General features: G+C 33.0%; 16 protein-coding genes. 6 read left to right on the top strand and 10 right to left on the bottom strand.

The window, feature by feature from the left end:
- The first annotated feature begins 33 nt into the window (after positions 1–33).
- Positions 34–657 (top strand): TetR/AcrR family transcriptional regulator, encoded by a 624-nt coding sequence (locus DN408_RS16445; RefSeq protein ID WP_078179173.1) that lies wholly within the window; start codon positions 34–36, stop codon positions 655–657.
- A 126-nt stretch (positions 658–783) separates the two neighbouring features.
- Here DN408_RS16445 and DN408_RS16440 read toward each other — a convergent pair whose 3' ends face one another.
- Together DN408_RS16440 and DN408_RS16435 are read right to left on the bottom strand one after the other, a co-directional pair.
- Positions 784–1,437, bottom strand: coding sequence for an MBL fold metallo-hydrolase (locus DN408_RS16440; RefSeq protein ID WP_078179172.1), 654 nt, complete (start codon positions 1,435–1,437; stop codon positions 784–786).
- 82 nt (positions 1,438–1,519) lie between these two features.
- The gene (locus tag DN408_RS16435) at positions 1,520–1,927 is read right to left on the bottom strand and encodes a GNAT family N-acetyltransferase (protein ID WP_078179171.1); all 408 of its coding nucleotides are present in this window, start codon (positions 1,925–1,927) and stop codon (positions 1,520–1,522) included.
- Between the two features lie 674 nt (positions 1,928–2,601).
- Between DN408_RS16435 and DN408_RS16425 the strand changes: the two genes are divergently transcribed.
- Together DN408_RS16425 and DN408_RS16420 are read left to right on the top strand one after the other, a co-directional pair.
- A complete protein-coding gene (locus DN408_RS16425; protein ID WP_147740256.1) occupies positions 2,602–3,042 on the top strand; it encodes a MarR family winged helix-turn-helix transcriptional regulator in 441 nt (146 codons plus the stop codon).
- Positions 3,043–3,089: 47 nt separating this feature from the next.
- Entirely contained in the window at positions 3,090–3,911 is an 822-nt protein-coding gene (locus DN408_RS16420; protein ID WP_044439690.1) for a class I SAM-dependent methyltransferase, read from the top strand.
- 376 nt (positions 3,912–4,287) lie between these two features.
- Here the strand turns inward: DN408_RS16420 and DN408_RS16415 are convergent, their stop codons facing one another.
- The 6 genes from DN408_RS16415 to DN408_RS32050 all read right to left on the bottom strand — a co-directional run bounded on the left by DN408_RS16415 (position 4,288) and on the right by DN408_RS32050 (position 7,357).
- A complete protein-coding gene (locus DN408_RS16415; RefSeq protein ID WP_078179233.1) occupies positions 4,288–4,791 on the bottom strand; it encodes a GNAT family N-acetyltransferase in 504 nt (167 codons plus the stop codon).
- A gap of 154 nt (positions 4,792–4,945) precedes the next feature.
- Positions 4,946–5,416 (bottom strand): DMT family transporter, encoded by a 471-nt coding sequence (locus DN408_RS16410; protein ID WP_002127321.1) that lies wholly within the window; start codon positions 5,414–5,416, stop codon positions 4,946–4,948.
- Between the two features lie 19 nt (positions 5,417–5,435).
- A complete protein-coding gene (locus DN408_RS16405; RefSeq protein ID WP_002127320.1) occupies positions 5,436–6,128 on the bottom strand; it encodes a Crp/Fnr family transcriptional regulator in 693 nt (230 codons plus the stop codon).
- Between the two features lie 18 nt (positions 6,129–6,146).
- Positions 6,147–6,572 (bottom strand): DMT family transporter, encoded by a 426-nt coding sequence (locus DN408_RS16400; RefSeq protein WP_002127319.1) that lies wholly within the window; start codon positions 6,570–6,572, stop codon positions 6,147–6,149.
- Between the two features lie 181 nt (positions 6,573–6,753).
- Positions 6,754–7,203 (bottom strand): DUF2798 domain-containing protein, encoded by a 450-nt coding sequence (locus tag DN408_RS16395; RefSeq protein ID WP_229180808.1) that lies wholly within the window; start codon positions 7,201–7,203, stop codon positions 6,754–6,756.
- Positions 7,121–7,357, bottom strand: a complete 237-nt coding sequence (locus tag DN408_RS32050) for a hypothetical protein (protein ID WP_232301881.1) — start codon at positions 7,355–7,357, stop codon at positions 7,121–7,123. The genes DN408_RS16395 and DN408_RS32050 overlap by 83 nt, the downstream gene beginning before the upstream one ends.
- Before the next feature lie 111 nt (positions 7,358–7,468).
- On the opposite strand from DN408_RS32050, the gene DN408_RS16390 reads away from it, so the two are divergent.
- From DN408_RS16390 to DN408_RS16380, 3 genes are all read left to right on the top strand, one after another.
- Complete coding sequence (locus DN408_RS16390; RefSeq protein ID WP_016120180.1) at positions 7,469–8,071, top strand: DUF2441 domain-containing protein; 603 nt, start codon at positions 7,469–7,471, stop codon at positions 8,069–8,071.
- 33 nt (positions 8,072–8,104) lie between these two features.
- Positions 8,105–9,046, top strand: coding sequence for a nucleoside hydrolase (locus tag DN408_RS16385; RefSeq protein WP_078178810.1), 942 nt, complete (start codon positions 8,105–8,107; stop codon positions 9,044–9,046).
- A gap of 136 nt (positions 9,047–9,182) precedes the next feature.
- The gene (locus tag DN408_RS16380) at positions 9,183–9,833 is read left to right on the top strand and encodes an SMI1/KNR4 family protein (protein ID WP_078178809.1); all 651 of its coding nucleotides are present in this window, start codon (positions 9,183–9,185) and stop codon (positions 9,831–9,833) included.
- A 97-nt stretch (positions 9,834–9,930) separates the two neighbouring features.
- On the opposite strand, the gene DN408_RS16375 is transcribed toward DN408_RS16380, so the two are convergent.
- A complete protein-coding gene (locus DN408_RS16375; protein WP_016120178.1) occupies positions 9,931–10,797 on the bottom strand; it encodes an MBL fold metallo-hydrolase in 867 nt (288 codons plus the stop codon).
- 660 nt (positions 10,798–11,457) lie between these two features.
- Complete coding sequence (locus DN408_RS16365; RefSeq protein ID WP_078178808.1) at positions 11,458–12,813, bottom strand: RNA-guided endonuclease TnpB family protein; 1,356 nt, start codon at positions 12,811–12,813, stop codon at positions 11,458–11,460.
- Positions 12,814–13,138 lie beyond the last annotated feature (325 nt).

The following is a 13,138-nucleotide window of genomic DNA, read 5'->3' as shown; positions in this document are numbered from 1 at the left end:
TATCTCAATAATAAATGTCAGGAGCGAATGTATTTGGATCAAAAACAACGTCCTCTCGGAAGGCCTCGTCAAAATAAAAATACAAAGTCTACAAAAGCAATCATTTTAGAAGTTGCAACTAGGTTATTTCTCACTCAAAGTTATCAAGTTGTTTCAATGGATGAGGTCGCGAAAGAATGTGGAGTTACAAAAGCAACTGTCTACTATTACTACTCAACAAAAGCTGATCTATTTACCGCTACTATGATTCAAATGATGGTGCGCATAAGAGAAAATATGGATCAAATACTCTCTACGAATAAAACTTTGGAAGAAAGATTATTGAACTTTGCTACAGTATACTTACACGCAACGATGGATATTGATATGAATAATTTTATGAAAGATGCAAAACTTTCTTTATCTGAAGAGCAATTAAAGGAATTAAAAAATGCCGAGGATAACATGTATGAAGTGTTGGAAAAAGCGCTAGATAACGCAATTCTCCTTGGAGAAATTCCTAAAGGAAATCCTAAATTTGCTGCCCATGCTTTCGTCGCTTTATTATCAATCGGGAATTTTAAAGATGAGAATCACAATCCTACTCTTGCAAATATAGATGAATTAGCAAAAGAAATCGTTTCGTTTTATTGGAATGGATTAAGTCATCAAAATTAAATTGATTATATTTAATAAAGAGCACATTTGAAATTCCTTCAAACATGCTCTTTATTAATTTAAGGGTTTTATTTATATACTAGCAATTAAATTATACTTTAGCACTGATTAACAAAAAATTCTTATCTATAGCTCTTGAATTTGTGCATTTATATTCCCCTTACTTAATCCACCATGGTAACAAACTACAGAATCAATTTCTAGATTTAAATACTTCTTCAAAGAATTTTGCGCTTCTTTTATATCCAAAGTAGTTGGGGCATGAATTCCACCTAAAATTCCGTTTACGCTATACATTGAATCCCCAGCGATAAGAGTTTTACTTTGTCTCAAATATAAACTAATATGACCAGGAGTGTGCCCTGGGGTATGAATAATAAGAATACCACCGCAATATGGAAGTTCTTGGCCGTCAACCAAAGTATCATCCACTTTTCCTTTCGGAGGATTCTGTACTTGTGCATCCTTCAACAAAGGTAACTCCCCCTCGATATACGGCTTATCTAGATCGTGAGCATAGACTTTTATATTACTTCCACAGTTTTGTAATAGTTCAGGAAGACTACCTATATGATCTATATCTTGATGCGTCAAAATCACGGCTTTTAGTTTATCAAACGATACTCCAACCTTCCCCATCTCTATTCGTATATCTTCAATTTGTCCAGGAAATCCAGTATCTATTAAAACTGCCATTTCATCATCCCATATAAGAATTGGGTGAATAATATACTCTTGAAATTCAAGATGTAACATCTCTACCCCTTTAGCAATCTCCATAACATTATTCTCCTTTATAACGAAATTTTTGAAATCTAAAAATTGGCCCGATAAACAAGTAATTCTAAATTACAAAGCCCCGCTATCGTTTAATATGTTTCGTCATACCAATCGAAAATCCCTCAAATCCAATTGATTCATAGTAAGATTTTAAATCTTCAACACACATAAGTTGTGGAATAACTCGTTTTTGTTCACAGTGCCGGATTAATCGTTCCACTATTTCCTTTCCAATGCCTTTGGACTGATATTCCGGTAATACACACACTCCGCAAATAATGCCAGTAATTACACCATCTGATATAACGCGTCCCATCCCTACTAACTTTTGGTCATCAAAAACATATATTGCATACCAACTTTGCTTACACATTTTCTCTAACTCGTTAACCGATAATTTAAGAGAATTCCATCCTAAAGATTCATACATAGTTAATAATTCATTGAAATCTTTAGGGGATTCAATTGTATACTTTAAAATAGTTTTCATGTAAATACTCCCTATTATCCTTTTTGTTTTTATGCCAAAAAATTTTTGACCGTCGTTAAACTGACTAGAACAATACTTCAATAAGAAAAAATGAAACTCCTTCTCTTTAAAAACATAAGGAACTTAATAAGATTGGTACCATATATATTTCTCTATTTAATATTTGTTTAATATATCAACTAATGGTGAGTATAAAATATATACATTTCAACCATCACCAAATACTGAATCTAAATTACAATTATAAGAAAAAGAAGGTATCTCATCTTTGTGAGATACCTTCTTTTATATCAATCTATCATTATATTATCAACCGAAAATCATACAGCTACATACGATAAGAACAAACAAAACTAATAAACTATTTGAGAAATAACCCATAGAATACTACCCCTTTATTTCATTATGTAAAAGATTTTACCATAAAATTATTTACAGCATAATATCTGAAAAAGACATTAGCTTCATTAGTTTTTTATATATAAAGTAATATTTTATAATATTTCTATTCTCCTCTCATAAAAAAACTTTAACTTTTCCTCTACTGCATCTCTCACGATTTAAATAACATTGATATTAGTAAATAAACAATTACTAATATCAACGTTATCATTTGATTTCAAGTGAAAATAGTAATAAAATAATTACTAAATTGATAAAGGACACGAAAAATAATGACTAATAAAGAATTAATAAACGAATACATGAATTTATTATTAAATATGTCAGGTACTTTCAAATTATTATCAGAGAAATCCACTGAATTTACACATTTAGAGCAACACATAGTTGAGTATATTGCCCAGCAAAAAGTCGCTGTAAATTTAAAAATGATTGCTAGTTATTTAAACATACCTAAACAACAATTAAGTGTAACCGTTCGTAATTTAGAGCAAAACGGATACATTGTAAAAAAACAAGATACAGTAGATAAACGAGCTGTTTTAATTTCCTTAACAGATAAAGCTGAAAAAGTACATTATGAAAGATGGAAACAAATTTATAATAATTTCACTAGTAATCTTGAAAAACTCAGTGAAGAAGATCAACGTGATTTAACTTACGGACTGTATAAAACAAATAAAATACTATCAAAAATGCTAAATAACGACTAATCATATATATATATGATATTTTTTTATTATTAAATGGAGGACGTTTCATGGTTAAAGAAATAGATTTACAATCAGTTCAAAGTACTATGCTTATTCCACTATGGGGACGAGCATATGGTAGTGAGAAAAACAAGGATATTTTAGATGATACGGAAGCTATTCGGATTATTAAAGAATGCGACTTTGATTTCTCTAAAATAGCAGATACATTTGGCGAATATGGATGTATCACTTACATTACCCGTGCAAGAAAAATAGACGATACTATTAAACAATTTATTAGAAAACATCCGAATGCTACTATAGTAAATATCGGTTCTGGACTAGACACTACTTTTTCAAGAATTGATAACGGTACTATACAGTGGTATAACCTTGATTTGCCTGATGCGATCGCTTTCCGCAAAACATTAATCGAAGATACACCACGAAATATAAGCATTGCCAAATCATTTTTTGACACTTCTTGGTTCAACGATATAAAATATGATCCAAAAGACGGTATTCTTTTTATATCAGCAGGTGTGTTTTATTACTTTAAAGAAGAAGAACTGAAGGAGATATTTGTCGCTATGGCAAAACGTTTTCCTGGAGGAGAGTTATATTTTGATGCCGAATCAAAGTTCGCACTGACACTTTCGAATGCTACTGTAAAAAAATCTGGTAATAACGGCGCTATGATGTATTTTTACGTAAATAATCCAAAGACGATAGAAAAGTGGTCTTCTAACATAAAAATATTAAGCTGCTCCCCTTTCTTTAAACATATACCTACAAATAAAGATTGGGATGGAAGTACACGAATTATGATGCGGATTGTAAATTTAATAAAGATGTTGAAGTTCGTTCATATACGGTTTGAAAAATGATAAATCTATAGCTTATATATTAATCATATATAAAAGAAGACCTCGATTTTATTAAATTCATATAATAATCTATAGGATAGTTAGTCCATTATGAGGGCTAACTATCCTTTTTTATTTACATAATGAATGAAATAAGTAAACAATAAATATTTAGTTTAATCAGTATAATAAATATATATAACTTGAAACGTTCGATTGGTTTTTGGAGGAGGACATAGCCTCGGTGCGAAGGCAACACTCCGCTTTCGAGGACATGCTTCAGTTATAGTTTGTCACTATTTGAATTATAAATCAGTTATTTTATCTTTATCTGGATTCTTGCCCAAACTAATGACCTCTTCTCCTTTTCAATAGTTTCGAGTTAGGTCCGGGATTTCTAAAGGTCGCGTACGTTCCAAACAATCTCACCGCGCTCGTCCCACGTACTGTGATGCCTCTTAAATCCTATCTTTTCTAACACCCGGAAGGACGCAACATTCCAAGCGCCTACAGTCGACCAAAGTCTGTGGCGCCCCGTAGCAATCGCAGCGTCCAGCACAACAGCTGCTGCCTCAGTCGCATAGCCTTTGCCATGAGCACTGCGGAACAACTCGTATGCGATCTCCGGCTCTTCCAGTGTGGAACGACCGATAATCAAGCCACAGTATCCGATGAAATCACCTTCGTCTCGTCGGCGAATAGTGAGAAGGGAAATGCCATTTTCGCCTGCTCTCTTACGCATCTCGATAAGCTTGCTACGAACGGCGTCAAGGGTTGGCATATCCACACCACGTTCGCCAATTAATTTTCTCATCCAGACTGAATCGGATTCCTCCCACATACTCAGATCAAGTCGTTCAGTTTTCAGCTGGAACTCCATAGCTTTAAATAAAGCTGTCATAGTGGAAACCTCCTAGTTATGTCACTGCACTCATAATATAATGTACACCATCTTCCAACATGTACTGAATCACTTATTTTCTCTCCTTATCGCTCATTTACTACCACCTAAATGTATATGTTCTAATTATTAACACCTTTTTCCTTTAAATTCTTTAGGCCCTATCCTCATTTATAGTAATAGCTTTCTTATTCGAAAAAAAATTTTTAAAAATTCCTACCCCTACAATTAATAGACCTATACCAATTAATTTATTTATTTGTATAGGTACTCTCTCCATTCCAAACAATCCAAATGTATCAACACATAATGCAACAACTAATTGAGTAATAAGGCTAATGAGCACCGTATAAGCTGGACCTAAACTCTTTATTGCACCCATTATACAAATAATTAATCCGATACCAAACAATCCACTTATATAAAATAAATAATTTGCAGTATAAAAGTTAACGCTTATACTTTTCTCTGTAATGATATGAAATAAAACAGAACTTATGAGACCTATTCCAAGAACACATGCAGTTGTTAACCACTGTCCTACAATTTCATTCACTTTCGTATTAAAAACAGATTGTAAGCTAATTAATATTCCAGCTAATATAGCTAAACTAAATCCAATCATAACCCTTCTCTCCCTTTCATTACTCATATATATTATCTTTAGCAACTTCCTTCATTCTAGAAAAATCTTTAATTACAATAACTCCATTATTCTTTTCAATTAATTTTTCACTATAAAATTTTTGTAAAACTCGAATTACATGCCTATAACTTACACCTATAAAATCTGTAATACTTGATACAGAAGTTGAATCTAAATCCTCTTTATACATATTCCCATTACTATCCGTTGAAATCGAAAGTAAATAACTAGCTACACGTACTTCTACCGGATAAAGTAAATTTAGAGCTGTAAAACGAGTCGATATTTTTAACGTGTTCGCAATGTTTTCAAGCAAGAACTTCATAAATATAGGATCATGTAATAACTTATTTCTAATAACTGTATTAGAAATGGAGATTGCTACAACATCTGAACAAGCTTCAACAACATTATGTGCTTTGCTATTTTGTATTAATTCAATATCACCAACAATTGCTAATGGATTGATAAAGCGAAGGATTAGTTTCTTTCCTTCTGGTGTAATCGTGTAAACTTTTACTTTTCCTTTAATAACAAAATATAAACGATGAATTTCATCATCTTTATCGCAAATAAGCTTGCCTTTTTCAAAATGATTTACTTGAAAATTGTCAGTACTTATTCCTGAAAAAATTTCAAGTATATTATAAGCTTTCAAATATTGAATAATTAAGTCTGATTTATTATCCACTTACAGTCCCTTCTTTCCTTACATATTAAACACAAAAATACCTAAAATCATTACTATCGTCCCCACAATATGGTATCTCTCCATTTGTATCTTTTTTATATGAAATAATCCTTTCATTTCAATAACAGTAGCTGTTAATAATTGAGCAACCATAAGTGTTCCAGCTGTTAATGTAACTCCCATTGAATATATCGCCATTGTTTCCGCACAAATAATCAACCCACCAAGTGCGCCAGCTGCTAAATATACTTTTTTTACACCCTTTAAATCCGTTACTTTCTCTTCTTTCTTTAACAAAAATATAGTTGTTGCAATAAGAAACCCAATTAAATGCGTCATAATACTCGTCGACCATATACCGATATCTGAACTAAGTTTCGCATTAAACGTACCTTGAAGTGTAATGAATACTCCTCCAAAAACTGAAAGTAAAATACCTTTCAAAAAAATCATCTCCTAATCTTCTATCTATGATTTAATTAAAAGCTACAATACTACAACGACAAAAGGACAAATGTCACATCAATATGAAAATAATTAGTAATGTACACGAAAAAACACATCTCAAAATATGTGAGATGTGTTTAAAACACTTCATCCGTATATAATATTTTAGTAATTAAAACTATGCTACATTAACAGCTTTATTCTTCAAAACAAACTTTCCAAATAAGAAACGTACAAGAGGTCCCATTATTATTAATTGAAGTGGGTACGCCATAATGAAATTTTTAATGAAAATCGAGAAATAAATTGAAGCGAATGAGTCACCATGTAACCCATTATGTAAATACATCATAGCCATTCCGTAAAATGACATAAAGAATACCATTCCGATTACCATTGTTGTTGCCATCGCAATAATCATGTTTACTTTTTTTGATTTATCAAATGGTAATGCAAATACAATCTTTTTCGCACACGGTCCTACGATACATATTTCAATTAATAGCGCAATAATAAATCCAATTATTAGTTCTAATGCGATCTCCTTAATATGAATTGGCCCTCCTGCTCCATTCATTAATAAATTGTAAAACGTCATAACGATAACCATCCCGAGGCACATCATCATACCAAATTGGAGGTTTTCCTTTCTTGTTGTTGGCAATTTTCATCATCCCTTCTCTTTGAGTCTTTGTCATTATATCGATATTGGAAACTCCTTCGTAAGTGAACATTTTGTGAACATTTTTAAAGCGTTTACGTGCATTTCTTCCACTCTTCACTCCAATCCTCCCACTCTATAACTTTTTACTTACAAAGGTTTTATATATTTTGATGTTGAATTATTAAATTTAATATTGAATTATATGATAATTACTACTAGGAGGATAACCATGAATAAAGCAGAATTTTACGCATATCACATCGTTACAAGGAAAATAATGAGTATTGGACAAATCATTCACTTTGACAAAAATCAAACTAATACCCTCTATCACTTCTTTTTTGAAAGAGAACAATTAAATTCTAATGATGAAGACTCCATTCAAATTTTAAAAAGGCATTATATCAATGAAGAATTACATATAAATAATGAAAATGCTAAAGTAGTTCTGAATTATATAGATCAAACAATTAGAGCAGTTAGAGAAACGATTGTGGAAATGGTTAGGCTGCAAGAATTTCCTGAATACCCGTCAAGGTTGTCTTGCTTATATGCTGCCAAAAGCTATGAAGATGCTTTGAAATGGAAAGCTTTATTTGATTCTTATAATCGAGATGTTTTACAGATTGTTAAACTACGAGTGATCGGTAGTTCTTTTGAAGGTGACGGAAATCTTTTACCGAAAGAAGATGGTATTCCTTTCGCTCAAAAAATGGAACAAGCTAGAGAGTATTGGAAAGGAAACGTTAGAAATGAACTTCCTGAGTTACTGATTAATGGGAGAATTGAAGTGGTGGAAATTATTGATGATTTTTCATCAATTAAAATTTAATTCCTGGTTAAATATTAAAGAATGGAGATTAAAATGATGAAAAAAGTGTACTTCAATCATGATGGTGGTGTAGATGATTTAATATCACTATTTTTACTACTCCAGATGGAAAATGTAGAACTTACAGGTGTTTCAGTTATTCCTGCAGATTGTTATTTAGAACCAGCAATGTCTGCCAGTCGTAAAATTATAGATCGCTTCGGCAAAAATAATATTGAGGTAGCAGCGTCCAACTCTCGTGGAAAAAACCCATTTCCAAAAGAATGGCGGATGCATGCATTTTATGTAGATGCTTTACCAATTTTAAATGAGTTTGGGAAAGTTGTTACACCTGCATCAAAAAAACCTGCACATCATCATATAATAGAGACTCTTCTACAAACTGATGGAAAAACAACTTTATTATTTACAGGGCCCCTGACTGACCTTGCTCGTGCACTATATGAATCTCCAATAATCGAAGATAAAATTGAACGTCTCGTTTGGATGGGCGGTACATTTCGTACTGCAGGCAATGTACATGAGCCAGAACATGACGGAACAGCCGAGTGGAATTCATTTTGGGATCCCGAAGCAGTAGCTCGTGTTTGGAATGCTAATATAATCATTGATTTAGTAACTCTAGAAAGTACAAACCAGGTTCCGCTAACTATAGACATACGTGAACAGTGGGCAAAAGAGCGTAAATATATTGGTGTCGATTTCCTTGGTCAATGTTATGCGATAGTCCCCCCTCTCGTTCACTTTTCAACTAACTCTACCTACTATTTGTGGGATGTATTAACTGCTGCGTTTGTTGGGAAAGCTGATCTTGCAAAAACAAAAACGATTATTAGTATCGTTCATACATACGGACCCAGCCAAGGACGTACAGTGGAAACTGCTAACGGAAGACCAGTAAATGTCATTTATGATGTAAAACGTGATGCATTCTTTGAATATATTACTGAATTAGCTAAAAAAGCTGCTACTTGAAACCTCAATTTTACGAAAAATAACTTTTAAGATTACAATACATATATTCTGAGAAATCACTCCTAAAAGTTAGAAACCCAAACGAAAAGTATATTAAGAATGATATACTTTAATTAATATAACATGGGGTGATATGATGGATTACGAGTTACTAAAAGAAAGAATAGAAATAATAACTTCTAGAATTAAAGAAATAGGCGGTGAAGTTCAAGAAGTTTGTATAGATGAACCATCTTCTCTTGAAAAGATAATCCAAGTGGAAAAAAAACTTGGTGTTAAATTACCAAATAGTTTCAAAAAAGTACTTTTAGAGTTCTCAGGAAATTTTAGCTTACGCTGGTTTTTACCTGACGATATGGAGCTACCAAATGAATTTCGTGAAATTTTTTGCGGAACACCCCACTGGAGTTTAGAAAGTCTTTCTGATTTTGAAAAAGAACGAAAAGACTGGATTGACACGTTTTTTCCAAATCCTGAAGATGAATATGATATAGTGTGGCATAATAAATTAGCATTTTGTGAAGTGGGCAATGGGGATTATTTAGCATTTGATATGCAAGATAATATAGATGCTCCGATAATTTACCTAAGTCACGAGGATGGAGAAGGACATGGATATAAGATTGCGAATAATTTCATTGAATTCATTGATAATTGGTCAAGAATAGCTTTTGTAGGATGCGAGGATTGGCAGTGGTTACCGTTCACAACCAGTCTTGAAAGTGGTGTAAACCCAGATGATGAGCCAGCAAAAAAATTTAGAAATTGGTTGGGACTAAATATTTAATTATTAAAAAGAGTATTGAATTAACTTTCAATACTCTTTTTGTACAGTTTAATTATATTCAAATCAGAATAAGCTTCAATCTGGTTTGAGTTAGGTTTTACAGATTAACCATTTCATAACCATTTACAAAGTACGTTATTGTTTCTAGCTCATCTTCATTTAATTCTCTATCTAGTTCTTGTTTATATGCTGCCTTTATCTTCTCTTCATCGCCTTTATGAGTTTCCGTATAAGTTCCTACTGTTTTTAATAAACGAATCTCTCGCAAAAATTCATTTCGATCTATAGCTTCCCCATGTGAAAGAATATAGGTCTCGGCATCAAATTTCTCTAACTCTTGTATCAGTTTAAACGTTCGTTTCGTCGTATAGTTCCACTTAGAAGAAAAAATATCTGCATAAATACAATCTCCTAAAAATAAAATCTTTTCTTCTTTAATATAAATGACAACAGAGTCATGTGAATGGTTCCCGCCCACATGCTCTAACACACATGTCACATCACCAAGGTCTAATTCAAGTTGTTTCTGAAAGGTTAAGGACGGCGGAAGAATTTGAATATTTCTTGGTTTTTCACTGAACTCTTTTTTTATACAGTCCGCACAAAATTCAATTTCTGTACCCTCTTTCACTCGTGCGTCCAATGCCTCATCCGACCACTCATAAGAAACAAGTGTGTTCATCTCTTTTTTTGTTTCAAAATGTGCGATAGACAATGCATTTTGTAATACAGGCAATCCAAAAATATGATCCCAGTGCCAATGCGTTAATGCTACAAAATCAGGATTTGAGATATTTTGCTCTTTTAGCATTTCTAAAAACAATTGTGTATGTGCTTCTGAATTACCTGCATCTATCATCAAAGTCTTTTCTTTTCCAACTACCATTCCTAAGATAGGTCTATCAGTCTCGGAAACAGGTGTCATGTACCAAAATGCGTTTCCTATTTTTTTAATTTGCTGCATAACTATTGCCTCCATTTTATGAGTATGTAACAATTTCCAGTCGAGAAAATTCTTTATTTTGTATTTTGATTACTATTAAATAACAATGTCAGAAATAAAATCATTCTACATTTTTTATTATCTAGTGAAATACAAATACTAATTTTGACAAGGGAATCCTTTCTCAACATTTGTTACTTTTAATCTATTTTACGCTACGAATTTACATTTAAATTATATTACAATTTGTATAAATGAGATACATTTTACAATATCGAAGGAGTGTTGAACCTGGAATGCAAAGGAACCAATTATTCCCTATTTCGGTAATGTGTTAACAGGTAAAAAGTTGATCAATGGATTTAATAAGGAGGGCTACCATGTTATCAGCTGAGTCAACTATCCCCACTGAGATGAAGCGTTTCAGTGGGGGCTTGAGTTAGAACGCTAGGTCTTTTCATCTATCACTAGACAGTTGACGCTCTAGCATTCATGCCACCTCACAGTAACACCCCAAGTATGTTTTTGGTTGGTACTAGAAACGAATAATCGTTTCCCCACTTGCACCACCCTTTCGAAAAAGAGCAGTTCTTCCTTATAGAAGAAGCCACCACTCAGATGAATCCGGCGTGTGCTACAGGCCCCGACAAGTCGAGTACACATGGATGGTTGACACATCCACTAAGCTATGCGCGAAGCAACAGCCTTACGTTTTTGCACTTCTAATAGAATCGGCGTTTTCACTTTAAGATTTTCATCCAATTCTACAACTCTTGATTTTTGCAATGTATTCAACGCACCATTAATATCAGCGTGAATACATGTTCCTGATTTACTTTGATACAGACCACGAGTGATTCGTTTGCCACTAAAGCGATAATGAGTCCTATCCTCCTTAGACCAAACTGGAATCTTATCTTTATCAAGAAAACTAGCTTTTGAAGTATAGCTTTCTTCTTGTTTTAAAAATCGTATACCTTCTTTTATACATTTATTCTCAATCGCTGCAATCAGTTTATGAAATGGGATTTGAACAAATTTTTGATTATTCTTTTTCCCCATATCAGATTTTTGTTTCCAACCAGTGTTATACCCTACGACAACCATATCTATGTTACATGCTTTCACTTTTTTGAACAACAAGCCGACAGTTTGTGAAATGTAACCATTTATTTGTCGTTCCCGTTTATGCCAAAGTGCAGCCATTTTGTTCGTTACAACTCGTTTAGAAAGTCCATTTTCCACATTTTTCAGTTGGAGATTACGTATCATTTTGTTGAAGTACTGGTTAATAGATTTTAGTTTTTTTCCATCAATTAAAAATGCATCACCTGTATTTGTTACGCAACTTAATAATCTATCTACACCTAAATCGCAACTCAAAGCGTTACTAGTAGTCGTGGATGGTTTCTTCATTTGAGAAACGTGCATTTCATATGTGTAATGCACCTCAAAGAACCGACCTTTTTGCTTCGGTACAATCTCAATGTAGGAGATTTTTTTATTTCTTACATTTTTAGGCATACGTATTTTAATGGAACCGAATTTTTTCCTGAATGCAACATTCATTGGAATCATCCAATACCCGTTATCATCCACTTTTGGAACTTGATAGATTTCAATAATTCGTTTGTCAGTTGAACCAGAATAATTCGGAAACTTAGGACGACCTGCGAAGGTTTTAGGTTTTTTCTTCCACTGTTCCAATCCTTTAAAAAAGCTTTTTACTTCTGTAAATAAGGATCTACGAATCGCTTGAACAGAGTTTGATTGAATGCCCCAGTAATTCATATCGGCTTGCATGGCAGTGTCCACTTCTTTTACAGTAGCCATCTTGTTATTATTCAAGTAACTTTGTTTAATTGTGTATAATCCAACATTTCGCAACGCTTTTGAACTATGTGACATGCGTTGCAGTAAGCGAAATTCTTTCGCAGTAAGGCAAGCTCGTCCGATATTCTGTTTCTGCGTGAATCGTTGTATGTTTTCTCTTTTCTTTTGTTTACTTAATACTTTCACTGCTTTCTTTCTAGCCATTGTTTTCACCACCTTTCTCAGAGGGTTTATTAAAATCATTAGTTACTTTTAACAAATCAATATTTGGAACAAAATGTGAACATGGTCTTCATCGTAATTCCTTTTAGCGCAAGTAACCGAATGATTATTATTATCCAATTTCGTTGTCTTACGATATATTCCCTCCTTATCTAAGGGCAGATTATATCGTAAGACAAAAAGAAACAAATATTCGCCCTCAAAAAATTGTTATGAACGAAACAAAAGAGTTCAGCCTACCTTCTGACGGCAATTCATCTACACCTGAATTGTTGGGTTTCACCCGTAACACAAATCAGATGGAGTC

The sequence above is a fragment of the Bacillus sp. AR13-1 genome (assembly GCF_008042285.1).
GTDB lineage: Bacteria > Bacillota > Bacilli > Bacillales > Bacillaceae_G > Bacillus_A > Bacillus_A mycoides.
This window is presented reverse-complemented; position numbering and strand designations above follow the sequence as displayed.

What these genes read in the sequence shown, in the direction of transcription:
- DN408_RS16440 (WP_078179172.1), bottom strand. Translation starts at nt 1,437, where the DNA reads ATGGAGATTGCTAAAGGGGTAGAGATGTTACATCTTGAATTTCAAGAG.
- DN408_RS16425 (WP_147740256.1), top strand. Translation starts at nt 2,602, where the DNA reads ATGACTAATAAAGAATTAATAAACGAATACATGAATTTATTATTAAAT.
- DN408_RS16365 (WP_078178808.1), bottom strand. Translation starts at nt 12,813, where the DNA reads ATGGCTAGAAAGAAAGCAGTGAAAGTATTAAGTAAACAAAAGAAAAGA.
- DN408_RS16435 (WP_078179171.1), bottom strand. Translation starts at nt 1,927, where the DNA reads ATGAAAACTATTTTAAAGTATACAATTGAATCCCCTAAAGATTTCAAT.
- DN408_RS16410 (WP_002127321.1), bottom strand. Translation starts at nt 5,416, where the DNA reads ATGATTGGATTTAGTTTAGCTATATTAGCTGGAATATTAATTAGCTTA.
- DN408_RS16375 (WP_016120178.1), bottom strand. Translation starts at nt 10,797, where the DNA reads ATGCAGCAAATTAAAAAAATAGGAAACGCATTTTGGTACATGACACCT.
- DN408_RS16420 (WP_044439690.1), top strand. Translation starts at nt 3,090, where the DNA reads ATGGTTAAAGAAATAGATTTACAATCAGTTCAAAGTACTATGCTTATT.
- DN408_RS16380 (WP_078178809.1), top strand. Translation starts at nt 9,183, where the DNA reads ATGGATTACGAGTTACTAAAAGAAAGAATAGAAATAATAACTTCTAGA.
- DN408_RS16385 (WP_078178810.1), top strand. Translation starts at nt 8,105, where the DNA reads ATGATGAAAAAAGTGTACTTCAATCATGATGGTGGTGTAGATGATTTA.
- DN408_RS16395 (WP_229180808.1), bottom strand. Translation starts at nt 7,203, where the DNA reads ATGATGATGTGCCTCGGGATGGTTATCGTTATGACGTTTTACAATTTA.
- DN408_RS16415 (WP_078179233.1), bottom strand. Translation starts at nt 4,791, where the DNA reads ATGACAGCTTTATTTAAAGCTATGGAGTTCCAGCTGAAAACTGAACGA.
- DN408_RS16390 (WP_016120180.1), top strand. Translation starts at nt 7,469, where the DNA reads ATGAATAAAGCAGAATTTTACGCATATCACATCGTTACAAGGAAAATA.